The organism is Tateyamaria sp. (assembly GCF_039945315.1).
Classification (GTDB): Bacteria; Pseudomonadota; Alphaproteobacteria; order Rhodobacterales; family Rhodobacteraceae; genus Tateyamaria.
In genome coordinates this window covers 96,628-123,072 of sequence record NZ_JBDUXB010000027.1, presented here as the reverse complement: position 1 = coordinate 123,072, position 26,445 = coordinate 96,628, and the positions used below count along the sequence as shown (strand labels likewise).

The window sequence follows — 26,445 nt, the reverse complement described above, 5'->3', positions numbered from 1 at the left end:
CGCCTTGGTTAGTCAACGCGGTACCAGTCGGCCACGTTCCACAGTTCGCTGTCCCAGACGTTCAACTTTACGCCGCCAAGCGAGTTGGCGTGTGCCGATACACGACCACGGTGCACAAGTGGCACGATGGTGTAGGTGTCTTTGGTCAGCATGTTGTTCATCTTGATCGCGATTTCTGCGCGTTTCTCGATTTCACCGGTGCGTCCCAGTTCGTCGATCAAAGCGTCATACTCCGGATCACAGAAGCGGTTGATGTTCTCACCCTGCCACTGGCTGGAAGGCTTGGGTTCGTTGCCACAACGGTAGGCCGACAGGTACGCCTGTGGGTCTGTTCCATCGAAGGTGTTGGCATACATCTCTACGTCCGCATAGAACTTCTGGAACGTGTCAGGCGAACCTGGGTCACCACCAAAGAACACGGATGCATCAAGGTTACGCAGTTCGGTTTCAACACCGATCTCGCTCCACCACTGTTTGATCAGGGCTTGGAAGTCCTGACGCACAGCGTTGGTCGATGTCTGATACAGGATCGACAGTTTCACGCCGTCCTTGTCACGCACACCATCACCATCGCTATCGGTCCAGCCGGCTTCGTCCAGCAGGGCCTTGGCGCCATCAATGTCCTGTGTGGCGCAGTGCATGTCGCCGGAGGCGAACATTGCAGGGGCAGGGACCAGATCGCAGGAAACTTTGCCAGCCTGACCATAGCCGACTTCAACCAGCAGCGGGCGGTCAATTGCCAGCGACAGTGCTTTGCGCACGTTGATATCTGTCAGGAACGGGTGAGGCTCGGCCACAGTTGCGCGTGTTTCAGGCGGCAGGTCTGGCGACGGGTTCGTCATGTTCATTTCCAGACGTTCGATCAGTGGGCCAAAGCCTGCGATCGCGACACCTTTGCCGGCTGCTTCCATGCGCGCGATTACGTCGGGTGCAAGCTGCAGGTTCCAAGCGTAGTCAAACTCGCCCGTTTCCAGAACAGAACGGCCAGCCGCTGCGGCATCGCCGCCACCTTTAAACGTCAGCGACGCAAATGCGGGTTTCGCCGGATCGCGGTAGTTCGGGTTTGCCGACATCTGGATCACGTCATTGGGGCGGAATTCGTCCACAACAAATGGGCCGGTGCCGATCGGACCAAAGTTCGCGTCCGTGCACTCGGGCGCCTTGGCACCTGTGCAATCAGCAAACTGCGCGGCCTGAATGATCGGGGACTGACCACCGACAAAGGGACCATAGGGGTTCGGCTTGGGCTGGTTGAAGGTGACGACGATGGTTTGCGCATCTGGCGTCTCAACATTTTCGACGCCGTCGAACTTAGCCAGCTGGGCACATCCGCCTTCAGGGTTCATGCAGTAATCAGCCGTGAATTTCACATCAGCAGACGTCACGGGCGAGCCATCAGACCAGACAAGGCCATCTTTCAGCTTCCATGTGATGGTTGTGAGGTCTTCGCTCACGCCGCCATTGCCGACGGTCGGGATTTCCGCGGCCAGCCATGCGGTCAACTCGCCAACTTCGTTGTAACGCGCAAGCGGTTCGATCACGAGGCTGGAGGATTCGATGTCCTTGGTGCCGCCAGACAGATAGGGGTTCAGGATCGAGGGGGCTTGCCAGTAGATGATGCTGACTTCGCCATCTGATCCGCGTTCAGCAAATGCTGCAGGCGCAAGCGCCGCTGTTGCGACAGCACCCATAAGCAGGGATTTGAGGGTCATATGTTACTCCTTGTTGGACGGCATGAGCGCACCCAATACCGTCAATCGCATGCCGCGTTGACCGCCGCACATTTTTCGACGCGTGGGGAGTTCGAAGCACATTTGACGACATAACCTACGGTTTGGTCGACGTTTTTGCCTTTTTACCCCAAGCGCACTGAGAACATCGAAACAGACTTTGGGGAAATTGCAAGCCTTGCGTTCGGTCAACATGGCATTTCGAGCATCTAAAGTTTGACAGTGCCTTGAGGTTCGACCACTCTTTTTTCAACTGCCGGTCAAACCGGCGCGCTGCGGGGATGCATATGCTTGATCACACCGAAAAAACGCCCATTGCCGACATTCAGGAATTGCGCGTGGCCTTTCAAACAAAGGACGGTCCGGTGCTTGGGGTCGAGGACGTGTCCTTCTCCATCAATTCAGGTGAAACTGTGTGCGTGGTCGGAGAATCCGGATCGGGCAAATCGGTGTCTTCGCTTTCCCTAATGCGTTTGGTCGAATTTGGAGGCGGAGAAATTGCTGGCGGGCGCCTCATTTTTAATCGCAAGGATGCAGATCCGATCGATCTTGCTGACGCCGAGCAGGAGTTGATGCGCACAATCCGCGGCAACGAGATCGGGATGATCTTTCAAGAGCCTATGACGGCGCTGAACCCGGTGTTTACGGTTGGACGTCAGTTGACTGAAGGGCTGCGTTTGCATCGCGGAATGAGCAAGAGCGAGGCCGAAGCGCGTGCGCTTGAGTTGATGAATCAGGTCCGTATCCCAGAACCGGAACGTCGCCTGAAACAGTACCCGCATGAGCTGTCCGGCGGGATGCGCCAACGTGTTGTCATCGCCATGGCGCTTGCGTGCAAACCACGCCTGTTGATCGCGGATGAACCCACAACCGCTTTGGACGTGACTATTCAGGCCGAAATTCTTGCCCTCATGGATCGTCTCAAACGCGAAACGGGCACGGCGGTGATGTTCATCACCCATGACATGGCTGTGGTGGCGCAAATGGCCGACCGCGTCGTTGTTATGTTCCGCGGCAACAAGGTCGAAGAGGGGACGGTCGAAGAGATATTTGAAAATCCGCAGCACCCATACACCAAAGCGCTATTGGCCGCTGTCCCGAAACTGGGCGAGATGCGTGGTAAGGCTGCGCCCGAGCCGATGAAGCTGATGGGGCGCGATCAGGCTGAGATCAAACCGATCCCCGGCACGGACGAACCCTTGCTCAAAGTCCAGAACCTGACGACCCGATTCCCGGTGCGCGGCGGATTTTTTCGCCGGTTGGTGGCTAACGTTCACGCCGTGGAGGATCTGTCGTTCACCATCAACAAGGGCCAGACGCTTAGCCTTGTGGGTGAGAGCGGGTGCGGCAAATCCTCGGCTGGTCGTTCCATCCTGCGGCTTGTTGAGCCGCAATCTGGCCAAGTGGTGCTGGATGGCAAGGACATCATGGCGCTGAATGATCGGGACTTGCGCACGGCGCGGCTCGATATGCAGATGATCTTTCAGGACCCTTTTGCGTCGCTCAATCCACAGATGCAGCTGGCCGATCAGGTGGCTGAACCGATGCAGAACTTCGGCATGTTCAAAGGCGAAGAGGGCCGCAAGCGCGTCGAGATGCTGTTTGACCGGGTCGAACTGCCGCGCAGTTTCATGCGCCGCTTTCCGCACGAGCTGTCCGGCGGACAACGCCAGCGGGTCGCCATCGCGCGCGCTTTGGCGCTGAATCCCAAACTCATCATCGCCGATGAAGCCGTGTCGGCACTCGACGTATCAGTGCAGGCGCAGGTGCTGAATCTGATGATGGAGTTGCAGGCCGAGTTGGGTCTGTCCTTCCTGTTTATCAGCCACGACATGGCCGTGGTCGAACGCGTCAGCCACCATGTGGGCGTCATGTATCTGGGACGGATCGTCGAAATGGGCCCACGTGCCCGCGTTTTTGAAAACCCACAGCACCCTTATACGCAGGCTCTGATGAAGGCCGTGCCGATTGCTGATCCGCGTCAGCGCAAGGACGAAAAAGACCTAAACTTCAAACCCATCCCATCACCGATTCATCCGGTGAGCTACTCGCCCGAACCCTCCGCATACAACGAGGTTGAGCCGGGACATTTGGTGCTGACGACAGACAGCGGGTATTGATCCGTTGTGACTGACAAGAAACGGCGCAAAACGGTTTTGGTCACGGGAGGCGCGCGTGGGATTGGTGCGGGCATAGTTGCGGCGTTGCGCGGCACCCATGACGTCATGGTGCACTACAACACAACGATACCGAATCATGATGCGGTGGTGCAGGGAGATCTGACCGATCCTGAAACGCCCGCCCGTTTGATCGCTGCGACCTTGGAAAGCTTTGGTCAACTGGACGGAGTGGTGCACAATGCAGGCGACATTTCAGTGTCTCCGCTGGTTGCATTCACGCCAAAGGCTTATCACGAGATGTTCGATGTGAACCTGTTTTCTGCCCAGGGTCTGCTTTCTGCCGCTATGCCCCATTTGTCGCGCGGTGCGGCCATGGTGAACATCTCGTCTGTGAATGCTGTTTTGCCGCCAAAAGGGGCCGCAATGTATGGCGCGAGCAAGGCGGCCCTTGATTTGTGGACGCGCGGTGCGGCCAAAGAACTGGGCCCTCAGGGTATTCGGATCAACGCGGTAGCCCCCGGCGCAATTGACGTCCCTGATGCGGGGCGAGATGATGATCTGAAACAAGCATTTGTTGATATGACCGCATTGGGGCGCATGGGCACGCCTGCGGATATCGCTGGTGTTGTGGCCTTTCTACTAAGCGATGCGGCGTCGTTTATCACTGGCGAAGTTTTGACTGTTTCCGGAGGTTACAGGCTGTGAGTGCGCGTTTAACCCAAGTCACACCTTTTGTGCCCTGCACAACGCTTCAGCAGCAAATTGGGTTTTATCGGGATATTCTGGGTTTTTCGGTGGGATTTCAGGCGGAGAACTACGCATTCGTTCGTCGTGACGATGTGGCCTTGCGGCTTGTCGAAGTCTGGGAAACGGTGGATCTGTCGCACCCCGAACGAGAGGGCTCGTTTTATGTGGATGTGGTGGGGCTTGATGATCTTTTTGCTTTGATGAAGCCAAAACTCGACACGCTTGCCGACGGCCGGGTGCGAGCGCCTTTTGATCAAGACTATGGCCAGCGTGAGTTTCACGTCAAAGATGAGGATTGCACATTGATATTCTTTGGAGAAGCGTTGTGACCACCCGCCTTACACCACTGCAGTTGATGACCAAGCTCATCAGCTTTCCGACGGTCAGCCGTGACTCAAATCTGCCGTTGGTGGACTGGGTCGAGGAGTACCTGAGCGGCCACGGGATAACCTGCCACCGCTATTATCATCCTGACCAGCCCAAGGCCGCGCTTTTTGCTCATGTGGGTCCTGAGGTCGAGGGTGCGGTTGTACTGTCTGGGCATACGGACGTTGTGCCTGTTGATGGCCAGCCGTGGGATACGGACCCGTTTGTCGTCACCGAAGTTGGGGGCAAATATTTCGGGCGTGGCACCTGCGACATGAAGGGTTTTGACGGGCTCGCCATCTGGGCGCTGGTCGAGGCGCATTATGCGGGCAAGGCGATGCAGATCGCGCTCAGCTTTGATGAAGAGATTGGGTGTCTTGGTGCCCCGCCAATGATTCAAGCCATGCAAGGGGTGGTGCCCAAGGGCGGGCCAGTGATTGTGGGCGAACCCTCGATGATGAAGGCTGTGACAGGACACAAAGGCGGGCAGGGGTTTGACACCCATGTGGTTGGCTTCGAGGTGCATTCCTCGCTGCTTCCCACCGGCGTCAGTGCCATTCTGGAAGGCGCCAAGATCATCGATTTTGCTAATCACCGCAACACTGAGAATATGGCCGCAATACCTTCGCCGCTGGCTGCGATGTTCGATCCGCCCTTTACCACTTGGCATGTCGGGCAAGTGTCGGGGGGCACCGCGCACAATATCACAGCCAAGGATTGCCGGTTCTCGATGGATTTCCGCGCGGTACCTGGCGACGATGTGGTCGCGCTGAAAGAAGCGTATCTTGCGCATGTGGAAGAGGTCGAGGCGGGGATGCAAAAGGTGCATCCTGACACGCGCGTCGAGATCGAGACCCGTTTTGACGTCCCACCATTGAAACCCGAAGCAGACGGCGTCGCCGAGGCGCTGGTGCGTGGAATCACCGGTGACAATGCTGGCCACGTGGTGAGTTATGGTACAGAGGCCGGGCAGTTTCAGGCCGCAGGTTATTCTGCTGTTGTGTGTGGTCCGGGCGATATAGCACAGGCGCACCAGCCGAATGAGTTCATTACCGTTGCACAATTTGAGGCGGGCCATGCCTTTATGCGCGATCTGGTGGCGCGACTTTGAGGGTCACCTGTCGGGACTGTTTTGAGCTTGGCTCAAAAGGCGCCTGCCCGCCGACCCGCCGAAGTATCTGACAATGCAGTTTCCAATCCATGAGGGCACGCCCATCACTTGGCCCGGTCCGCACCCGAGCGAAGCAGACGTTGTCGTTATCGGTGCCGGAGTCATCGGGGTTTGTACAGCACTGTATCTCGCCCGCCTTGGTCAGCGTGTCGTCCTGTTGGAAAAGGGCCGGATTGCGGGCGAGCAGTCATCACGTAACTGGGGCTGGATTCGCCAGCAGGGCCGCGATCCGGACGAATTGCCGATCATGGTTGAGGCCGCACGTTTGTGGCGCGATCTGGCCAGTGAAACGAATGTGGACATCGGGCTGAAGACGGGGGGCGTCACCTACCTGGCTGCAACAGAAAAATCGATGGCGGGCTATGCCAATTGGCTGCCCCATGCGCAGGCCAATGGGGTAGACAGTTGCCTTTTGAGCAAGGCGCAGTTGTCTGAGTTGATCCCAGGAATGGCGCGCAAATATGTTGGTGCGCTTTATACAGCCTCGGACATGCGAGCCGAACCATGGGTGGCAGTGCCTGCTCTGGCCGGTATCGCTGCGCGAGCGGGTGTGTCGATCGTTGAGAACTGCGCCGTGCGTGCGTTGGATATTGCGGCTGGCCGTGTGGCCGGTGTGATCAGTGAACAAGGGTGCATAAAGGCTCCGGAGGTGGTGCTCGCCGGGGGGGCATGGTCCAGCTTGTTTTTGCGGCGGCATGGCGTGGCGCTGCCTCAGTTGTCGGTGCGTGCTACAGTCGCTGCAACCGAAACCTTACCGATGGTGTATCCCGGCGGCGCCGCAGATGACGACATCGCTTTTCGCCCGCGTGCAGATGGAGGATATTCACTCGCGGCAGGTGGATTTCATGAACTGTTTGTGGGGCCGGACGCCTTTCGTAGGTTGCCAAAGTTTCTGACCCAATTGCGAGCTGACCCATTCGGGACGCGTTTCCTGCCGAGTGCCCCGCGTGGATTTCCCGATGCGTGGGGCACGTCGCGCAGCTGGACAGCAGACGAGATCAGCCCATTCGAGAAAATGCGTGTGCTGAACCCCAAACCGAACAAGGGAAAGGTCAAAGCGCTTACCCGCGATTTCGCTGCATTGTTCCCTGATATCGGTCCCGTGCGCATCAAAACTGTTTGGGCGGGCATGATCGACACCATGCCAGACGTGGTGCCTGTGGTGGATCGGGTCGCGACTTTGCCCGGGCTAACTGTCGGCACAGGAATGAGCGGTCACGGCTTTGGCATAGGTCCGGGCATCGGAAAGGTGCTGGCTGCTCTGGTCACTGGGGCCGAGGTGGGGCATGATCTGCCACGCTTCCGCCTCGCTCGGTTTTCGGACGGCTCGCCTGTGCGGCTCGGCCCGGCCCTGTGACATCCAGAAAGGACATGTGATGCCGATCAAGAATCGTCTTGCTGAAACCCACGCTGAAATAACCGGCTGGCGTCATCACCTGCACGCCCATCCCGAACTGGGGTTCGAAGAACATGAGACAGCCGCCTTTGTGGCAAAAAAGCTGGGTGAGATCGGTGTAGACAAGGTCGAGACAGGCGTGGCCCAAACCGGCGTCGTGGCGGTGATCAAGGGGCGCACGGACAGCAAGGGCCGCGTGATTGGCCTCCGCGCGGACATGGACGCCTTGCCCATTCTTGAGGCCAGCGGCGTGGATTACCCATCGCAAAATACCGGAGTTATGCACGCCTGCGGCCATGACGGGCATACTTCCATCCTTTTGGGGGCCGCGCAGTACTTGGTAGAAACGCGTAATTTTGACGGAACCGTGGTGTTGCTGTTCCAGCCTGCAGAAGAAGGCGGCGGGGGTGGCCGCGTCATGGTCGAAGAAGGTGTGCTGGACCGCTACGGCGTGCAAGAGGTCTATGGGCTACACAACATGCCGGGCTTTCCCACCGGGCAGTTTGCGATCCGTCCCGGCGCGCTGATGGCCTCGGCGGATGAATTTTACATAACAGTGACTGGCAAAGGCGGGCACGGCGCTGCGCCGCATCAATCCATTGATCCTAATGTCACGGCGGCTCACATCATTCTGGGGCTGCAAAGCATCGCCAGCCGCAATGTGGACCCGCTCGAATCGACTGTTGTTTCAGTCTGCGCACTGCATTCGGATGTGGATACGCACAACGTCATCCCCCAGCAAACCAGAATGACTGGCACCGTGCGTGCATTGAATTCTGAGGTGCGCGATATGGTCGAGGCGCGGGTCAAGTCCATCGCCAAAACCATAGCGGAGGCCTATGATTGCGTGGCTGAGGTGGATTACCGGATTGGGTATCCGGTGACCGTAAATGACCCCACTCATACCGAATATGCTGCGGCCGCTGCCCGTGTCGTTGCAGGGGGCGTTGACATGGAAACGCCGCCCATCATGGCTGCCGAAGATTTCTCTTTCATGCTGAATGAACGGCCCGGCGCGTACATCTTTTTGGGCAACGGCGACGGGCCCATGGTGCATCATCCCGCTTATGTCTTTGACGATAATGCCATACCAGCCGGGTGCAGTTGGTTCGTGGAACTTGTCGAACAACGCATGCCAGCTCAGTAACAATCAAACAAAGAACTGTCTGCCGGTTGTGTCGGAACATTCCAGACGATTGGCGCAGTTTCATCTCAATACTCCAAAACCCTGACAGGAGGCCACGATGCCGATCAAAAACCGTTTTGCCGAAATGCAGGCCGACATTACAGCATGGCGCCGCGACATCCACGAACACCCGGAAATCCTGTTCGAAACGCACCGTACAAGCGCGTTGGTGGCCGACAAATTACAGGCATTCGGTTGTGACGAAGTGGTAACCGGAATCGGTCGCACAGGCGTCGTGGGGGTGATCCAAGGGCGTGGCACGGGATCTGGCAAAGTCATCGGCCTGCGCGCGGATATGGACGCGCTGCCGATCCACGAACAGACGGGGCTCGACTATGCCTCCAAGACCCCGGATGCGATGCACGCCTGTGGGCATGACGGGCATACGGCGATGCTGCTTGGTGCGGCGCAGTATCTGGCGGAAACACGTAACTTTGACGGCACCGTCGTCGTAATCTTTCAGCCGGCCGAAGAAGGTGGCGGCGGCGGGCGCGAGATGTGCAACGATGGCATGATGGAGCGCTGGGGCATCGACGAAGTCTATGGCATGCACAACTGGCCCGGCAAACCCGTGGGTGAGTTTGCGATCCGGTCGGGTGCGTTCTTTGCGGCCACAGACCTGCTCAACATCGAATTCGAAGGTTTGGGTGGGCACGCGGCTAAGCCGCAGGAAACCATCGACACGACTCTGATGGCGTCTCACGCCGTCACGGCGCTGCAATCCATCGTCAGCCGGAACGCAGATCCTATCGATCGCATCGTGGTATCGATCACATCGTTCGAGACATCGTCAAAAGCCTTTAACGTCATTCCGCAAAAGGTTCAGATCTTCGGGACCGTGCGCACGATGTCCGCAGAAATGCGCGATCTGGCGGAAAAGCGGGTCATCGAGATTTGCAACGGAGTTGCGACCACTTTTGGCGGTGTCGCGCGGGTTGAATACCAGCGCAACTATCCGGTGATGGTGAACCACGACGAACAGACCGAGTTTGCGGCCGAGGTCGCTCGCTCCGTGTCGGGGCAGTGTGAAGAGGCGCCACTTGTGATGGGAGGCGAGGACTTTGCCTTTATGCTCGAAGAGCGCCCCGGGGCCTATATTTTGGTTGGCAATGGCGACACGGCCATGGTGCATCACCCAGAATACAACTTTAACGACGAGGCGATCCCGGCGGGCTGTTCGTGGTGGGCCGAGATTGTCGAGCAAAGGATGCCGATGGCGGGGTGACGTCGTCTGACGCTCCGGCCTTTGGCAGATTGCCGCACCCGCCGTCCCTTAAGCCGAAGTAGGCATTGGTCTGGCGCGTGCAGTTCAACGCATCGCATCTGCAGCGCGGTCGCTCGCCAAATCAAAAAGGCGGGCGGCGAGCCCGCGTCTGGCCATTTCCTGTGTTGGCTGGTCGGAAAGGTCTTTCTGGGCGCTCATCTGCGCCATCTCCAACCCCAAGTCGCGTAAGTGATTGCGGCTGGCTACGTCCCGGCACAGGGCCATCCGGATGCCGCGCACCACATAACCCGCAGTGGCAGGAAAGCGTTTCCAACCTTGCGCGCTCGCGTCCGGCAGGTGAGTATCCAGCAGCGCAACCGGAATGCCCGCGTCCGCGCAGCCATCCAACAAGACCGGCCACAGGTCCGAGTTCACAAGCACACAAAGATCGGGCCGCCAGTGATGCAGGAAGCGGCGCAGGGGCCCGAATCCCTCTAGCGGGCTGAACTGATGGTGTGTGCGTGCGGGCAAGCGGTCGGCCAGCGCTTGGGCTGCGGCGGCAGTGTTTGTTGTCAGCAGCAAGGCGGCTTCGGGATGGGCGCGAGCGATATCATTGATCAGGGGCAGAACGGAATTCATCTGATCCACGTCCGCTGCCTGAACCCAGATCAGTGGTCCGGCGCGCCGGTCCGCGGTGGCGTGGCCAAGGCGTTCATGGGCGCTATCCACCGATACGCCCGCCCGGCGCAGCCTGTTGACGGATGCACGTGCAATGAAGGGCAGGGCAAGGGAGGTGGCAGCTCTGTATAGGTAAAACAGGGCCGTGGGCCGCCGCATACTGGCTATCCGCCCGTATGACTCATATGTCGGGGCATCTGGCCATCAAGGCGCTGGCGCGAATAGTCAAAGTCATGCCCTTTGGGCTTGGCCCCGATGGCGGCGCGGATGGCGTTTTCCAGCGGCACATTGTCATCGGGATGTGCACGCAATGGTGCACGCAGGTCGGCCATGTCCTCTTGGCCGAGGCACATGTAAATCTCACCCGTGCAGGTCAGACGCACACGGTTGCAGCTTTCACAGAAATTGTGGCTGAGTGGGGTGATGAACCCAATCTTTTGGTCCGTCTCTTCTAAACGGACATAGCGGGCGGGGCCGCCGGTGCGTTCGGCCAGATCGGTGACGGTATAGTGATCTGCATAGCGCGCGCGTACATCTTTGAGCGACCAGTACTGGCTCAGACGGTCCTCGTTTCCAAGATCGCCCATCGGCATGACTTCAATCCAGGTGAGGTCCATGGATCGCTCAGCACACCAACGCGTCATCGTCTCCAATTCGTCTTCGTTGAAGTCTTTGAGGGCAACGGCGTTGATTTTAACTTTCAGACCAGCGGCCAGCGCGGCATCTACGCCACGCAGCACTTGGGGCAGGCGGCCCCAACGGGTGATATCCGCGAATTTCTGCTCGTCCAGCGTATCAAGCGAGATGTTCACGCGACGCACGCCTGCGGCATAAAGTTGATCGGCAAAGCGCTCAAGCTGGCTGCCATTGGTGGTCAGCGTCAGTTCTTTGAGTGTACCCGCTTCAAGATGACGGCCCATCGCGTTGAAAAACGTCATTATATCGCGACGCACCAGCGGCTCACCGCCCGTGATACGCAACTTTTCCACGCCCAGACCGATAAAGGTCGTGCACATGCGGTCCAGCTCTTCGAGGGTCAGAAGTTCTTTCTTTGGCAGAAAGGTCATGTTTTCCGACATGCAGTACACACAGCGGAAATCGCATCGGTCGGTTACTGAAACGCGCAGGTATGTGATGGCGCGAGCAAAGGGATCAATCAATGGAGCTTTCATGTGAATATTGGTAGGTGTGCACAAGAGTGTCTGCAAGGGGCATTGCGCCAACAATTGCGTGCACTATGGTTGGGTCATGCGACAAATGATCATGATTGCGCTGTGTGTTTCGGGATGTGGAGTCTTGCCCGGGCCGATCGAAACTGCATCCGGTACCGCGAGTGTATCCTCGGCATCCGGTGAACTGCAGCGTCCCGTCGCTCGTTTCGACGGCGTCGTTGCGACCGAAGCATCTGTCAGCGGCACGCCCGAAGTCTCGGTTGGCACTCTGGGTCGTACGATTGCCTCTCTTGGTAACCCGGGCGAGCCGGGGATGTGGTTGAAAACCCCGTTGGTAAGCGCCGAACGGAGCGCTCGTGTTTCCAACCCTGCGACTGGTCAGTCCGTTGAGGTGACCCTCATTCCAATTGAGGGGCCACGGACAGCAGGCAGCCGAATGTCATTGGCCGCCATGCAGGCGCTTGGCGCACCGCTGGGTGACCTGGTCGAAGTTGACGTGTTCGGGCTTTAGCGCGTCACGCGAGGTACTTGCCCGCCTCTTTGGCGGCGAAGGGCTTCATGGTACCTCCATGTTCCTCGAGAAACGCGCGTGCGCGCGGGGCGTCATGTTTGCCCAATTCGCGCACCCACCACGCAACAGCCTTTTGAATAAACCATTGCTGATCAGGCACATAAGTGGCAGCCCATCCTAATACCCGTTCTCGGGCAGCCACTTCATCGGGCTTAGGAAAGTTTTGTTTGGTCCAGGGCAGGGTGATCACAAGAGCGGCCCGGCGCGTCCACATGTGTTCGGAAGTTGTCCATGCCTCAACCTGATCAAGGCGGGCCGGGTCGGCCGTAACCCGACGTTGCCCCGCCATGCAGGCGTGATCTGCGATGGCCCAACCGTCAAATTGCGGCACCCATGATGTAATTAGATCCCATGCGGCATCATCCGGGCGGATACGAGCTTGAGTCAGTAGCTTGGCGGCCGCCAGTCGGGCCTCGAAAATGTCAGTTTGCCAAAGCCCGTCCGCAAGGGCGACGCGCGCAGCAACATCAAGCTCCTTGCGCCAGCCTTGGGTCAAGTCATTCAGGACCGGATTGGGCACGCCCAGATGCACGCGTTTGGATTTGTGATATGCCTTGGCACCTGCTGCCCGAGTTTCATCCCCGTGTGTAGCGATCTGGGCCAGCGCGTCTTCCGGGCTCACTCGACTGTCACAGACTTGGCAAGGTTGCGGGGTTGATCGACGTCCGTGCCTTTGGCGACGGCCGTGTGATAGGCGAGCAATTGCGCAGGCACCGCATAGAGGATGGGCGCAATTATATCCGGGCAATCGGGCATCGTGATCTGCGCCCACGTGTCTTCTCCGGCCTCTTTCATACCTGCAGCATTAGAGATCAAGGCGACCTTGCCTTTGCGCGCCATGACTTCCTGCATGTTCGACACGGTCTTGTCGAAAAGCGTATCACGAGGTGCCATGACGACCACGGGCACGGATTTGTCGATCAGCGCGATGGGGCCGTGTTTTAACTCGCCTGATGCATAGGCTTCGGCATGTATGTAGCTGATTTCTTTTAGTTTCAGAGCGCCTTCCAGAGCCAGTGGGTACATCACGCCGCGTCCAAGAAAAAGGATGTCGCGCGCCTCGGCCAGTTTGCGGGCAGTGGATTTCATCGCGCTGCTCTGCTCGATGGCATGGTTCATAAGCGCGGGCAGACTGCGCAATGACGCGATGTGATCGGCCATTTGTTCATCTGTGATCGTACCGCGTGCGCGCGCCGCTTTCAGCACCAGCATCAAGAGAACGGTCAATTGGCAGGTGAACGCCTTGGTCGAGGCAACCCCGACTTCCACGCCCGCGAAGATCGGCAATGCCAGATCGCTTTCCCGTGCGATCGAGCTTTCGGGGACGTTGATGACGGACGCGATCTTGTCTGCCTTACCTTCGCAATAGCGCAAAGCGGCCAGCGTATCCGCGGTCTCGCCTGACTGGCTGACAAACAATGCCAGTGTACGCGTCGGTATCGGCGGTTCGCGATAGCGGAATTCTGAGGCTACATCGACTTCGACCGGTAGCCGCGCGATCTGTTCGAACCAGTATTTTGCGGTCAAGCAGGCATAATAGGCCGTGCCGCACGCGACCATGGTGAGCCGGTCGATCGCTGTGAAATCGATCCCAGGGTCGGGCAGGGTGATCTCGCCATCGGCATCGATGTAGTTTGCCAGCGTATTGGCCAACACGACGGGCTGTTCGGCGATTTCCTTGGCCATGAAGTGTTTGTGCCCAGCCTTATCGATGCGTGTGGAATCCATCTGGATCTGGCGCATCGCGCGGTTGGCTAAGGTGCCGTTGGCATCCCGGATTTCTACTCCGGCGCGGGTTACAACGGCGCGGTCGCCTTCTTCCAGATAGGTAATGCGATCGGTCATGGGCGCCAGCGCGATGGCGTCCGAGCCCACAAACATCTCGCCATCTCCATGCCCGATGGCCAACGGAGAACCCTTGCGCGCTGCTACAATCAGATCACCCTCACCTTGAAACAGAAACGCCAGCGCAAAAGCGCCTTCAAGTCGGTCGAGCGTGGCAAAGGCCGCATCCACCGGGCCTAACCCGCCGTTCATATAGTGTTGCGTCAGCAGGGAGACGGTTTCGGTGTCTGTCTCCGTCTGAAATTTCAAGCCAGCCGCGTCCAGTTCAGCGCGCAGGTCGCGGAAATTCTCAATAATGCCATTATGCACCACGGCAACCGGGCCGGACTTGTGCGGGTGCGCATTGCTGGTTGTGGGGGCGCCATGCGTGGCCCAGCGGGTGTGCCCGATCCCAGCCTTTCCAGCCAGCGGTTCATGCACCAGCCGATCGCTGAGATTCACAAGTTTGCCGACAGCGCGTCGCCGGTCCAGCACACCGTTGTTCACAGTGGCGATGCCAGCACTGTCGTAACCGCGATATTCCAGCCGTTTGAGCGCTTCCACCAGTATAGGCGCGACTTCATGGCTGCCCAGAACCCCTACAATTCCACACATTTTAGCTGCCTCTGCGCATTCTGGCCTTCTTGGCCTTTAACATTTCGAACAATTTGCGGGCCATGCCTGGTTTTTCCACCTGTGGCGCACGTGCCAGCGCAAGTGCGCCGGCTTCCACGTCTGATGTAATGACCGAACCAGACCCTGTCATCGCCTCGTTCCCGATGGACACCGGTGCAACGAGCATGGTGTTGGACCCGATAAAGACTCGTTCGCCGATATCGGTGAAATGCTTCATCACGCCATCGTAATTACAGGTGATTGTGCCTGCGCCGATATTGCTGGCCGCACCAATGGACGCATCGCCAATGTAGCTGAGATGGTTGACCTTGGATCCCTCTGCCAGCGTCGCATTCTTGACCTCGACAAAGTTGCCGATGCGCACATCTTCGGCCAGTTCTGCACCCGGACGCAGGCGGGCGTAAGGACCAACAATAGCACCACGCGCGACATGGCACCCTTCAAGGTGGGAAAATGCGCGGATGGTGGCACCGGATTCGACGCTCACGCCGGGCCCGAACACGACATTTGGTTCGATCACGGCATCCCGTCCGATCACCGTATCAAGGGAAAGATAGACCGTGTCGGGCGCGACCAAAGTCACGCCGTCGCCCAGCAATTCGGCGCGTGCCTTCGTCTGAAACAATGCATCCGCTGCTGCCAGATCGGTACGCGAATCCACGCCTAATGTCTCGGCTTCGTCACAGGCGATAGCCGTCACCGACAGACCCCGTCGGTTGGCCAGTTCTGCGACTTCGGTCAGGTAGTACTCACCTGATGCGTTGTCATTGTTCGTCTCACTCAGCATTTCAAACAATGTCTTTGCGTCGCAAGCCAGCAAGCCACTGTTGGTAAAACGAATAGTCTGTTCGTCCTCGCTGGCATCCTTGTACTCGACAATTTTAACCAAGCGGTCGCCGTCCATCACCAAACGGCCATAGCGCGGCTGAAGTTCGGCAATGTCGAACCCCAGCACCACCACATCGTGGGTTTGGCGGGTCGCAATCATGCGCTCCAGCGTTTCAGGGCGCAAAAACGGCGTGTCACCAAACAGCACGACAATGTCGCCTTCGAAGTCTTTCAGCACCTCGCGCGCCTGATCCACAGCATGACCTGTTCCCAATTGCTCTTCTTGCAGAACAACTTCGGCGTTCTCGTCATAGGCGAGGGCCGCCGCGCGCACTTGGTCCGCTCCGTGCCCGGCCACAACGATCACTTGTTCCGGATCTAGCGCCGCACCAGCACGCATCGCGTGGTGCAGCATGGGGGCACCGCCAATGGGATGCAGCACTTTGGGCAGGTCCGAATTCATCCGGGTGCCTTTGCCTGCGGCAAGAATGATTAATGCAGCGCTCATGAATTGCCTCTTAGCCCAATTCTCTTTGTCTTTTTGTTGCGCCCTGTTTATCGCCTATAGCGATGCGCGCAAGCGGGCCAGCCATCAAACAAGATTGCGGCTTGCAACAACTCGGACGCGGCGCGGGGCAAGGGAGAGCATGCATGACAGCGGTGATTTTCGATCTGGACGGAACGCTGGCGGACACCAGTGGGGACCTTTTGGCGGCGGCCAACGTCTGCTTTGCCGACATGGGATACGGGGATGTGCTGGGGGCAGGGGATGCGGGCGTTGCCTTGCGCGGCGGGCGCGCGATGCTGCGCGCGGGGCTGGCCCGCGTGGACCAGTTGGACGACGCGACCATCGATCGATACTACCCCGTATTGCTTGAGGCCTACGGTGCTGCGATCAGCACACACACCCGCCTGTATCCCGGCGCGATGGACGCCATCGAGGTTCTGAAATCCCACGGCCACGCCATTGGCATCTGCACCAACAAACCCGAAGGCTTGGCCGAACAGCTGATGCGCGATCTGGGCGTGCGCGACGTCTTTGGCAGTCTTGTTGGTGCCGACACTCTGCCTGTGCGCAAACCGGATCCGGAGCCCCTTTTTGAAGCGACCCGCCGTTTGGGCGTTGATCCAAACGCCTGTCTTCTGGTTGGCGACAGTGACACGGATCGCAATACTGCTCGTGCTGCCGGGGTGCCTTCTGTGCTGGTTACATTCGGACCCTCGGGTGAGGATATGGCCGCGCTAGAACCCGAAGCGCTGCTGGACGATTATGCCGCCTTACCATCAGTAGCTGCCGCTCTGTTGGCGCGCTAGAAACTCTGCATCCGACCTTTGATATTTTGAAATGGCAATGCACCGCATTGACGGTTGGCGCGTCTACTATCAAAACGAGATCATGACAGAGCAATTCACTGGCAGTTTCACCCAGCAAGAACCAATCCCCGAAGCGGGGATCGAGGCAGCGCTTGCCGTGCTGCGACACGGACGGCTTCACCGATACAACACAATTCCGGATGAAGTGTGCGAAACCGCACTGTTGGAACAGGAGTTCGCGGACGTGGTCGGCGCGCCCTATTGTCTTGCCGTAGCTTCGGGTGGGTATGCAATGGCGACGGCCCTGCGTGCCGTCGGAGTTGAAGCCGGAGACAAGGTTCTTTCAAACGCATTCACCCTCGCGCCCGTGCCTGGTGCCATTGCCTCTATCGGCGCAACCCCTGTGTTCGTCGGTGTGACTGAAAGCCTCACAATCGACCTTGATGATCTGGAGGCCAAACTGGATCAGGCCGGCGTCCTGCTGTTGAGCCACATGCGCGGTCATATCTGTGACATGGATCGTCTGATGGCCATGTGTGACGCCGCCGGCGTCGCTGTGATTGAGGATTGCGCGCACACGATGGGGGCTGCGTGGAATGGCGTGCCGTCGGGTCGGCACGGTACCGTGGGCTGCTATTCCTGCCAGACCTATAAACATGTGAACTCGGGCGAGGGCGGATTCCTCGTTACCGATGATCCCTATGTCGCCGCCAAAGCGGTCATGCTGTCCGGCAGCTATATGCTTTATGAACGGCACAGTGCAGCGCCACCTAAAGAGGCGTTTAAAGACATCAAATACACGACCCCAAACATCTCGGGCCGCATGGACAACCTGCGCGCTGCTATCCTGCGCCCACAAGTGGCTGATCTTGCCACGCAATGCGCGCGCTGGAACGACCGGTACTATGCGCTCGAAGCCGGTTTGCGCGATACACCCGGCCTGACGGTCATTGAGCGACCTAACCAAGAGACAATCGTTGGCTCCTCCATTCAGTTCCTGCTGCTCGACTGGGCTGCTGCCGCTGTGCGGGACGTGGTGGCGCGATGCGGGGCACGTGGGGTCGAACTCAAGTGGTTTGGTGCCCCTGAGCCGGTCGCCTTCACCAGTAAGTATGACAGTTGGAAATATGCGCCGTCAGCACCTATGGCGGACAGCGATCGTGTGCTGGCCGGGGTTGTAGATATGCGGGTGCCGCTGACTTTCAGCCTCGATGATTGCGCCCTGATCGCGCGGATCATTCGAGCGGAAGTCAGTGCGGTGTATCAGGCATCGGATTAGGCCACACCACTGAGCTCAAGTTGATCCTCGTCAAACGTCGCACCAGCAACCTGTGCTATCCTACTCCGCAGAATAAGGAGGGGTGCTATGGAAGATCTGGTCAAACTTGGGCGAGAGTTCGTAGAGGCAATGCGCGAACGTCGTGGCATAGAACATGTGGATGCCATCTACGCAGAAGACGCCCAATCGATTGAAGCGGTTGTTCCGCCCGGGCGCGACGTGCGCATCGCCAAGGGCCGACTTGCGATCAAAGCAAAGCGGGAAGATTGGGCTGCATCTCACGACATTCACACACTAGAAGCGGACGGGCCTTACGTTCAGCCACCCAGCCGGTTTGCAGTCCGCTTCAAAGCCGAAGTGACACACAAAGAAACAGGTCGAAAAATGACCCTGCGCGAGATCGCAATTTACACGGTCGAGGGCGATAGGATTGTTCGCGAAGAGTTCTTTCTGTTGCCCAAGTAGACCTTCAAACCAATCTGCCGCGCACAGTCCGGGGGCGGCGTATACGCCAGACTTTGCTTGGCGCGTACATTGACCAGTTTGCAACCCGGATCGGTGAATTGCAGTTGCGCCACGCGTTTGCGGACATGGCCAAATTTGAATGCTGGACAGACAACATCATGCGCTCTATTAATGAACAAGTGTTCAATAATTGCGGGGAAAGCTCGAAATGTTTACCCATTCTATGACCTTTGATCTCGGTGAGGACGTGAATGCCTTGCGCGACATGGTGCACCGTTGGGCTCAAGACCGGGTCAAGCCGTTGGCGGCTGAGATCGATCAAACCAACACCTTCCCTCCAGAACTCTGGGCCGAGATGGGCGAACTTGGCCTGCTCGGCATTACAGTGGATGAGGAATACGGCGGCGCGAACATGTCCTATCTCGCCCATACGGTTGCGATTGAAGAGGTTGCGCGGGCGAGCGCTTCGGTCTCGCTGAGCTATGGCGCACACTCCAACCTCTGTGTGAATCAGATCAAATTGAACGGCACACCTGAGCAAAAAGCCAAATACCTGCCCGGACTGATCAGCGGCCAGCATGTCGGCGCGCTTGCCATGTCCGAAGCGAGTGCTGGATCCGATGTCGTGTCGATGAAGCTGGCGGCTGAAAAACGCAATGACCGCTACATCCTGAACGGCACCAAATACTGGATCACCAATGGGCCTGACGCTGACACGCTGGTGGTCTATGCAAAAACAGACCCAGACGCAGGCCCTAAAGGTATCACCGCCTTCCTCATCGAAAAGTCGATGACAGGATTCTCCACCTCGCCGCACTTCGACAAGCTGGGCATGCGCGGCTCGAACACCGCCGAGCTGATCTTCGAAGATGTCGAGGTGCCCTTCGACAACGTACTGGGTGAAGAGGGGCGCGGTGTGGCCGTATTGATGTCCGGCCTTGATTACGAACGAGTCGTTTTGGCGGGCATTGGCCTTGGGATCATGGCGGCCTGCATGGACGAAATCATGCCCTACATGGCTGAACGTAAGCAGTTCGGCCAACCCATTGGATCCTTCCAGCTGATGCAGGGCAAGATCGCGGATATGTATACCGCAATGAATTCTGCGAGGGCCTACGTTTACGAAGTGGCCAAGGCATGCGACCGGGGGACAGTGACCCGACAGGATGCAGCGGCCTGTTGCCTTTATGCTTCCGAAGAAGCGATGAAGCAGGCCCATCAGGCAGTGCAAGCTATGGGCGGCGCCGGGTTCCTGAACGACGCGGCGGTCGCGCGCATCTTCCGTGACGCCAAACTGATGGAGATTGGAGCGGGCACCTCTGAAATCCGGCGCATGCTTGTTGGCCGCGAACTGGTCACGGCGATGGGCTGATGCCTCGCACCGTTCTCATCACGACGTCTGTGCTGGTGGTGCTGGCCGGGCTTGCCGGGTTCTGGCTGGGCCAGCGGCAAGTCACGCTGGATGCGACCGGGATCATCAACGCAGTTGCCACACAGCACGTGGCCGAACACGGGGGCGATACCTCCGCGTGCCTTGGCTGGGCGGGTTCAGGCGCGTCGGTGTTTCAGGTCAAATGCGGAGAGGTCACGTATCTGGTGGATCGGTTTGGCAACATTACGAATGCCCCGGAAGACGAGCTGTGACGACGGGTGCCAGCATGTACGATCCGGCACACGCACGGCGATGGATCAATCCATCAGGTGCGCTTTTGCAATCAGGCGCGCTGCCTCGTCCGCACGCAATGCCCGCAAGTACTGAGCGCACAGTTGCAACAACAAAGGCCTCTCTATGAAACTCACTTCACAAGCTCTGCCTTCGTCGCAAACCTTTAAAGACAATCGGGCCATTCATCTCGAGGCGCTTGATGTGGTGCAAAGCGCTGCGCAAACCGCCGCTGCGGGCGGGGGAGAAGCCTCTCGAGAGCGCCACCTTTCGCGAGGCAAGATGTTGCCACGTGACCGTGTCGCCAACCTGCTCGACCCCGGCTCGCCCTTTCTTGAGGTCGGCGCGACGGCAGCGCACGGGCTATATGATGGGGCCGCACCCTGTGCCGGAGTGATCGCGGGGGTCGGTCAGGTGATGGGTCACGACGTTATGGTCATTTGCAACGACGCAACGGTCAAGGGCGGCACCTACTATCCGATGACCGTCAAAAAGCACCTGCGCGCACAAGAGATCGCCGAGCAGAACCACTTGCCGTGCATCTATCTGGTCGACAGCGGGGGGGCGAACCTTCCCAATCAGGACGAGGTGTTCCCAGACCGCGATCACTTTGGTCGTATTTTTTACAATCAGGCGCAGATGTCGGCCAAGGGTATCGCGCAGATCGCCGTCGTTATGGGCTCCTGCACAGCAGGCGGGGCCTATGTCCCGGCCATGTCAGACGTCACCATCATTGTGCGCGACCAGGGCACGATATTCCTGGCCGGTCCTCCGCTTGTCAAAGCAGCGACGGGCGAGGTCGTCAGCGCCGAAGACCTTGGCGGCGGCGATGTGCATACACGCCTGTCGGGTGTCGCCGATTATCTGGCCGAAGATGACGCTCATGCCTTGGCGCTGGCGCGTAGAAGTGTCGCAAACCTTAACCTTTGCAAAGCGAACAACGTCACTTTGCAAAGCCCCGAAGAGCCCGCTTACGACCCCGATGAAATCCTTGGTGTCGTCCCGGGCGATCTGCGCACGCCCTATGACATCCATGAGGTGATCGCACGGATTGTGGACGGTTCGCGCTTTGATGCGTTCAAGGCACGATTTGGGGAAACACTCGTTTGTGGTTTTGCTCACATCAAGGGCTGCCCGGTCGGCATCATCGCGAACAACGGCGTGCTGTTTTCTGAAAGCGCCCAGAAGGGTGCGCATTTTGTCGAGCTCTGCAGTCAGCGTCGTATCCCATTGGTTTTCCTTCAAAATATCACTGGGTTTATGGTCGGTCAAAAATACGAAAACGGAGGGATCGCGCGGCATGGGGCCAAGATGGTCACGGCCGTCGCTACAACTTCTGTCCCAAAGATCACAATGCTTGTGGGCGGGTCATTCGGCGCAGGCAACTACGGTATGGCAGGGCGGGCCTATTCCCCGCGTTTCCTTTGGTCTTGGCCCAACTCCCGCATCTCCGTCATGGGCGGCGCGCAGGCTGCCGGGGTGCTGGCCACGGTCAAACGCGACGCAATTGAGCGCAAAGGCGGGACATGGTCGTCCGAGGAAGAAGCGGCCTTCAAACAACCGACCATCGACATGTTCGAAGAACAATCTCATCCGCTTTATGCCTCTGCCCGACTGTGGGACGACGGAGTAATCGATCCCCGCAAAGCCCGAGATGTTTTGCACTTGTCCTTACGCGCCGCACTCAACGCCCCGATAGAGGAGACGCGCTTTGGCCTGTTCCGCATGTGATCAACTTTGCAAAGGAAACCGTACGGATTTGCAAAGCTTAGGAGAGCGTTCATGTTCGACAAAATCCTAATCGCCAATCGCGGGGAAATCGCCTGCCGCGTCATTGAGACAGCCCAATCCATGGGCGTGTCATGCGTGGCCGTCTACTCGGATGCGGACGCATCGTCCAAACATGTCGCCATGGCAGATAAGGCTGTTCATATCGGTGGCAGCGCCCCGGCGGACAGCTACCTGCGTGGCGATGTAATTGTTCAGGCGGCGCTGGATACTGGCGCACAGGCGATCCATCCCGGCTACGGCTTTCTCTCCGAAAACCCCGATTTTGTTGGGGCTGTCGAGGCCGCGGGTCTTACCTTCATCGGTCCCAGCGCAGATGCCATCCGTGCCATGGGTCTCAAGGACGCGGCCAAGGCGTTGATGGTTGAGGCGGGTGTGCCAGTTGTTCCGGGCTACCATGGCAGCGATCAGGCGGACTTGACGCTCCAATCCGAGGCCGATCAGATGGGCTACCCGGTGTTGATCAAGGCCGTCGCTGGCGGTGGCGGTAAGGGCATGCGACTGGTCGAGAACCAAAACAACTTTGCGGACGCCCTCGCCAGTGCCCGTAGCGAGGCTCAAACCGCCTTTGGAAACCCCGACGTACTGGTCGAAAAATGTGTTGCTCATCCGCGCCATATCGAAGTGCAGATCTTTGGCGATGGGACCCGCGCCGTGCATCTTTTTGAGAGAGACTGCTCCCTTCAGCGCCGCCATCAAAAAGTGATCGAAGAAGCCCCTGCACCGGGCATGACGCCCGAAATGCGCACAGCGATGGGCGATGCGGCAGTCAAGGCCGCCGAGGCGATTGGGTACAAAGGTGCAGGCACGGTTGAATTCATCGTGGATGGTTCCGGCCCGCTGCGCCCGGATGGGTTTTTCTTCATGGAAATGAACACGCGCCTGCAGGTCGAACACCCGGTAACCGAGGCGATCACCGGCGTGGATTTGGTCGAATGGCAATTGCGGGTCGCTGCAGGCGCACCGTTGCCCATGACCCAAGACGAGCTGTCGATCACTGGCCACGCTTTTGAGGCGCGTCTTTATGCTGAGGATGTGCCGGCAGGCTTCCTACCTGCGACCGGCACTCTCACGCACCTGCGCTTTCCGGAGCAGGCTCGCGCGGACAGTGGCGTGCGGGCAGGGGACGCGATCAGTCCCTTCTATGACCCAATGATTGCCAAGGTGATCACCTACGGACCGACCCGTGACACTGCTTTGAGCCGACTGTCGCAAGCGCTCGCCGGAACAGAAGTGGCGGGAACAGTGACAAACCTCGCCTTTTTGGGTGCTCTGTCGGGGCATGACGGGTTCCAGCGCGGAGAGGTCGACACGGGTCTTATCGGGCGCGATCTGGAAACCCTGACATTACCACCGTCTCCTGAACCGCGCCACGCTGTTGCGGCTGCAATGGCTTTGGCGGGTCTTGCAGATGGTGGTGCTACGACCGGGTTCTCGCTTTGGGCTCCCTTGCGCCGCGCCGTGCCTCTTGCGTTGGGGGAAGACAGGTTAAACATCCATGTCGAAGTATTGGGACCGGATAAGCAGGTCTGGACGGTGGACGGAACCACCGTTCAAGCCAACCGACGACAGGGGGAATGGATTATTGACGGATCGCCTGCGCCCAGATGTAGCATTTCAAACGAGATCATCACTGTTTTTGGTCACTACGGGATCGCATATCGCGCCATTGACCTGCTCGATGTCACGGCGGGTGCCATGGGCGACGGCAACCTGATAGAAGCCCCGATGCCGGGTCTTGTCAAAGCCGTGTTCGCCACCCCCGGCGCAAAGGTTGCAAAGGGCGACAGATTGGCCATGCTGGAAGCCATGAAGATGGAACATGTTCTATTAGCCATGCGCGACGGCACCGTGGCCGAAATGTTGGTGTCACAAGGCGAACAGGTCAGCGCAGGGGCAGCGCTCGTCCGGCTTGAGGATGCTGATACGTGATTACCCTGCATCATTGCCCCCAGACCCGCTCGATGCGCACGCTCTGGCTACTGCATGAATTGGACATTCCCTTTCGCTTGGTCGTGCACCCGTTTGACAAGTCTCTGCGCCGCCCCGAGTTCCTGTCGCTCAGCCCGGCAGGGCGGGTGCCCGCACTGGAAATCGACGGCGAGCGGATGTTTGAAACTGGGGCGATTACGGAATACCTCTGCGAACGCTACAGCCCCGAGGCAATGGGGCGTGGTGCGAGGAGCCTGGATCGTATGGCCTGGCTTGTCTGGGTACACTTTGCTGAAACGGTCAGCCAGCATGCGGCAGCCCTGACCCAACAGCATGTCGTCCTCTATGAGGATACCATGCGCAGCCCCACAGTGATGAAGCTTGAGGCCGCGCGGCTCAGGAAATGTTATGATGCAATTGAGGCTCGGTTGTCCACGCCGTTGGAGAATCGCGACTTTTTGCTGACGTCAGGGTTTTCCGCGGCGGACGTTTCTGTCGGTCAGGCCGTCTATATGGCGCGCCATTTCGCGGCGCTTGACCAGCACCCTGAAACGTCGAAATGGTACGCACGGATCACCGAGCGCCCGGCATTCAAGGCCAGTTTACCCGAAAGTGGCGGTGGTCTTTACGACAAGGATTTCTATCCGGCTTGGGAGGGTTAGGTGGCAGAAGCAGTTGAAATTTACGAGGTGGGCCCGCGTGATGGCCTGCAAAACGAAGCTGGCGAAATTTCGGTTGCCGATAAGGTCGCGCTGATCGACCATTTGAGTAGCGCGGGTTTTCGCAGGATTGAGGCAGGCAGTTTTGTCAGCCCCAAGTGGGTGCCGCAAATGGCCGGCACAGCAGAGGTATTTGCCGGGATAGAGCGCGCGCCCCATGTCCGCTATTCGGCGCTGACACCCAACTTGAAAGGGTTTGATGCTGCCATTGAGGCCACGGTTGATGAGATCGCGGTGTTCGGCTCGGCCAGTGAAGGGTTCAGCAAGGCCAATATCAACGCTTCGATTGATGAATCCCTTGAACGGTTTGCCCCAGTCATCGAAGCCGCGCGGATGATCGATCTGCCTGTGCGCGGATATGTGTCTTGCGTGGTGGATTGTCCGCATGACGGTCCAGTCGTCCCTAGCGCCGTTGCGCGTGTTGCAGATCGGCTTTTCGCACTTGGATGTTATGAGATTAGTCTCGGTGACACCCTGGGCCACGGCACGCCCGAGACAATCGCGCGGATGCTGCTGGCGGTGCGAGATGTGGTGCCTGTGGGTCGTCTTGCCGGGCACTATCATGACACTGGCGGGCGGGCGATGGATAACATCGATGCGTCGCTGAGCCTTGGGGTGCGCGTGTTTGACGCCGCCGTTGGCGGATTGGGTGGCTGTCCGTATGCGCCGGGTGCGGCCGGGAACGTCGCAACCGAAGCTGTGGCCGAGCATCTGGAGCGGCTGGGCTATGACACGGGCCTTGATCTGGACGTTGTCCGCGCCTGTGCGGCGCGCGCCCAAGCCATGCGCAGTTGACATGCGCCACGAGACCATTTCGATTTCGCTCGATCCGCGTGGCGTGGCGACACTGACACTCAATCGCGCGGAAAAGCACAATGCGCTGAGCGCGCAGATGCTGGCGGAGTTGACACACGCTGCAGCAGATCTTGGCACTGATGAGGCTGTGCGTGTGGTGGTACTGACGGGGGCGGGCAAGAGCTTTTGCGCTGGCGGTGATTTGGAGTGGATGCGCGAGCAAATGCGGGCTGATTCAGAAACCCGAGCGCGCGAGGCTGCCAAACTCGCCCACATGCTTCAAGCACTTAACACTCTGCCCAAACCGCTGATTGGCGCGGTGCAGGGCAATGCGTTTGGCGGCGGGGTCGGGATGGCGTCAGTGTGTGATGTGGCCATAGGGGTCGATCACCTCAAAATGGGTCTGACCGAAACTCGTCTGGGCATTATCCCGGCCACAATCGGCCCCTATGTGCTGGCGCGTATGGGGGAAGGACGTGCACGCCGCGTGTTTATGTCCGCCCGTCTGTTTGGTGCAGATGAGGCAGTGTCGTTGGGGCTGTTGGCCCGTTCTGTTCCGCCGGCTGACCTCGCTCCGGCGATCGAAGCCGAAGTTGCCCCTTATCTCTCGTGCGCACCGGGGGCAGTCGCAGAGGCCAAGGCCCTGGCGCGCGCATTGGGACCGCGCATTGATGATGAAACGATTGAAACAACGATCCGAGCCCTCAAATCTCGCTGGGAAACAGACGAGGCAGTCGAGGGAATCAGTGCATTTTTCGACAAGCGCCCAGCCGCTTGGACGCACTCGTGAACTCAAAACCAAGTGCGCGTCCGCCTGATTTGCAGCGTGGGGTTGAGGCGCGTAAATACAATCATTGCCGT

24 protein-coding genes are annotated in these 26,445 nt (G+C 58.7%); 18 read left to right on the top strand and 6 right to left on the bottom strand.

What is annotated here, in order from left to right:
• Positions 1–8: 8 nt before the first annotated feature.
• On the bottom strand, positions 9–1,712 hold the full coding sequence (locus ABJD00_RS08150; RefSeq protein ID WP_413829538.1) for a peptide ABC transporter substrate-binding protein: 1,704 nt from the start codon (positions 1,710–1,712) through the stop codon (positions 9–11).
• 305 nt (positions 1,713–2,017) lie between these two features.
• Here ABJD00_RS08150 and ABJD00_RS08145 point away from each other — a divergent pair, with 305 nt between their 5' ends.
• The 7 genes from ABJD00_RS08145 (at position 2,018) to ABJD00_RS08115 (ending at position 9,941) form a co-directional block, all read left to right on the top strand.
• Positions 2,018–3,850: a dipeptide ABC transporter ATP-binding protein gene (locus ABJD00_RS08145; RefSeq protein WP_413829536.1), complete on the top strand. Its 1,833-nt coding sequence runs from the start codon at positions 2,018–2,020 to the stop codon at positions 3,848–3,850.
• A gap of 6 nt (positions 3,851–3,856) precedes the next feature.
• Positions 3,857–4,555: an SDR family NAD(P)-dependent oxidoreductase gene (locus ABJD00_RS08140; RefSeq protein ID WP_413829534.1), complete on the top strand. Its 699-nt coding sequence runs from the start codon at positions 3,857–3,859 to the stop codon at positions 4,553–4,555.
• On the top strand, positions 4,552–4,926 hold the full coding sequence (locus tag ABJD00_RS08135; protein WP_413829532.1) for a VOC family protein: 375 nt from the start codon (positions 4,552–4,554) through the stop codon (positions 4,924–4,926). The genes ABJD00_RS08140 and ABJD00_RS08135 overlap by 4 nt, the downstream gene beginning before the upstream one ends.
• A complete protein-coding gene (argE, locus tag ABJD00_RS08130; protein ID WP_413829530.1) occupies positions 4,923–6,074 on the top strand; it encodes an acetylornithine deacetylase in 1,152 nt (383 codons plus the stop codon). Before ABJD00_RS08135 ends, argE begins: the two co-directional genes overlap by 4 nt.
• A 73-nt stretch (positions 6,075–6,147) precedes the next feature.
• Complete coding sequence (locus ABJD00_RS08125) at positions 6,148–7,491, top strand: NAD(P)/FAD-dependent oxidoreductase (RefSeq protein ID WP_413829528.1); 1,344 nt, start codon at positions 6,148–6,150, stop codon at positions 7,489–7,491.
• 19 nt (positions 7,492–7,510) lie between these two features.
• Positions 7,511–8,677 (top strand): M20 aminoacylase family protein, encoded by a 1,167-nt coding sequence (locus tag ABJD00_RS08120; RefSeq protein WP_413829526.1) that lies wholly within the window; start codon positions 7,511–7,513, stop codon positions 8,675–8,677.
• A 97-nt stretch (positions 8,678–8,774) separates the two neighbouring features.
• The gene (locus ABJD00_RS08115; protein ID WP_413829524.1) at positions 8,775–9,941 is read left to right on the top strand and encodes a M20 aminoacylase family protein; all 1,167 of its coding nucleotides are present in this window, start codon (positions 8,775–8,777) and stop codon (positions 9,939–9,941) included.
• Between the two features lie 84 nt (positions 9,942–10,025).
• Here the strand turns inward: ABJD00_RS08115 and ABJD00_RS08110 are convergent, their stop codons facing one another.
• Both ABJD00_RS08110 and moaA read right to left on the bottom strand, forming a co-directional pair.
• A complete protein-coding gene (locus ABJD00_RS08110; protein WP_413829522.1) occupies positions 10,026–10,757 on the bottom strand; it encodes a 3-deoxy-D-manno-octulosonic acid transferase in 732 nt (243 codons plus the stop codon).
• A 5-nt stretch (positions 10,758–10,762) separates the two neighbouring features.
• Positions 10,763–11,770 (bottom strand): GTP 3',8-cyclase MoaA, encoded by a 1,008-nt coding sequence (moaA, locus tag ABJD00_RS08105; protein WP_413829520.1) that lies wholly within the window; start codon positions 11,768–11,770, stop codon positions 10,763–10,765.
• A gap of 76 nt (positions 11,771–11,846) precedes the next feature.
• Here moaA and ABJD00_RS08100 point away from each other — a divergent pair, with 76 nt between their 5' ends.
• A complete protein-coding gene (locus ABJD00_RS08100; RefSeq protein ID WP_413829518.1) occupies positions 11,847–12,281 on the top strand; it encodes a hypothetical protein in 435 nt (144 codons plus the stop codon).
• Positions 12,282–12,285: 4 nt separating this feature from the next.
• On the opposite strand, the gene ABJD00_RS08095 is transcribed toward ABJD00_RS08100, so the two are convergent.
• The 3 genes from ABJD00_RS08095 to glmU are packed head-to-tail and all read right to left on the bottom strand — an operon-like array spanning position 12,286 to position 16,137.
• Positions 12,286–12,963, bottom strand: a complete 678-nt coding sequence (locus ABJD00_RS08095; protein ID WP_413829516.1) for a DNA alkylation repair protein — start codon at positions 12,961–12,963, stop codon at positions 12,286–12,288.
• The gene (gene glmS, locus ABJD00_RS08090) at positions 12,960–14,780 is read right to left on the bottom strand and encodes a glutamine--fructose-6-phosphate transaminase (isomerizing) (protein WP_413829514.1); all 1,821 of its coding nucleotides are present in this window, start codon (positions 14,778–14,780) and stop codon (positions 12,960–12,962) included. Before glmS ends, ABJD00_RS08095 begins: the two co-directional genes overlap by 4 nt.
• Position 14,781: 1 nt before the next feature.
• On the bottom strand, positions 14,782–16,137 hold the full coding sequence (gene glmU, locus ABJD00_RS08085) for a bifunctional UDP-N-acetylglucosamine diphosphorylase/glucosamine-1-phosphate N-acetyltransferase GlmU (protein WP_413829512.1): 1,356 nt from the start codon (positions 16,135–16,137) through the stop codon (positions 14,782–14,784).
• A 143-nt stretch (positions 16,138–16,280) separates the two neighbouring features.
• Here glmU and ABJD00_RS08080 point away from each other — a divergent pair, with 143 nt between their 5' ends.
• From ABJD00_RS08080 to ABJD00_RS08035, 10 genes are all read left to right on the top strand, one after another.
• Positions 16,281–16,943: an HAD-IA family hydrolase gene (locus tag ABJD00_RS08080; protein WP_413829510.1), complete on the top strand. Its 663-nt coding sequence runs from the start codon at positions 16,281–16,283 to the stop codon at positions 16,941–16,943.
• A gap of 82 nt (positions 16,944–17,025) precedes the next feature.
• Complete coding sequence (locus ABJD00_RS08075; protein ID WP_413829659.1) at positions 17,026–18,222, top strand: DegT/DnrJ/EryC1/StrS family aminotransferase; 1,197 nt, start codon at positions 17,026–17,028, stop codon at positions 18,220–18,222.
• Between the two features lie 87 nt (positions 18,223–18,309).
• On the top strand, positions 18,310–18,687 hold the full coding sequence (locus ABJD00_RS08070; RefSeq protein WP_413829508.1) for a SnoaL-like domain-containing protein: 378 nt from the start codon (positions 18,310–18,312) through the stop codon (positions 18,685–18,687).
• A 208-nt stretch (positions 18,688–18,895) separates the two neighbouring features.
• Entirely contained in the window at positions 18,896–20,059 is a 1,164-nt protein-coding gene (locus ABJD00_RS08065; RefSeq protein WP_413829506.1) for an isovaleryl-CoA dehydrogenase, read from the top strand.
• Positions 20,059–20,331, top strand: a complete 273-nt coding sequence (locus tag ABJD00_RS08060; protein ID WP_413829504.1) for a hypothetical protein — start codon at positions 20,059–20,061, stop codon at positions 20,329–20,331. The genes ABJD00_RS08065 and ABJD00_RS08060 overlap by 1 nt, the downstream gene beginning before the upstream one ends.
• A 145-nt stretch (positions 20,332–20,476) precedes the next feature.
• Positions 20,477–22,081 carry a carboxyl transferase domain-containing protein gene (locus tag ABJD00_RS08055; protein ID WP_413829502.1) on the top strand — a complete coding sequence of 535 codons (1,605 nt, stop codon included), beginning with the start codon at positions 20,477–20,479 and terminating at the stop codon, positions 22,079–22,081.
• 51 nt (positions 22,082–22,132) lie between these two features.
• Entirely contained in the window at positions 22,133–24,070 is a 1,938-nt protein-coding gene (locus ABJD00_RS08050) for an acetyl/propionyl/methylcrotonyl-CoA carboxylase subunit alpha (RefSeq protein ID WP_413829500.1), read from the top strand.
• Complete coding sequence (locus tag ABJD00_RS08045) at positions 24,067–24,732, top strand: glutathione S-transferase family protein (protein ID WP_413829498.1); 666 nt, start codon at positions 24,067–24,069, stop codon at positions 24,730–24,732. The genes ABJD00_RS08050 and ABJD00_RS08045 overlap by 4 nt, the downstream gene beginning before the upstream one ends.
• Entirely contained in the window at positions 24,733–25,584 is an 852-nt protein-coding gene (locus ABJD00_RS08040; RefSeq protein ID WP_413829496.1) for a hydroxymethylglutaryl-CoA lyase, read from the top strand.
• A 1-nt stretch (position 25,585) separates the two neighbouring features.
• Positions 25,586–26,374, top strand: coding sequence for a crotonase/enoyl-CoA hydratase family protein (locus tag ABJD00_RS08035; protein WP_413829494.1), 789 nt, complete (start codon positions 25,586–25,588; stop codon positions 26,372–26,374).
• Positions 26,375–26,445: the final 71 nt, after the last annotated feature.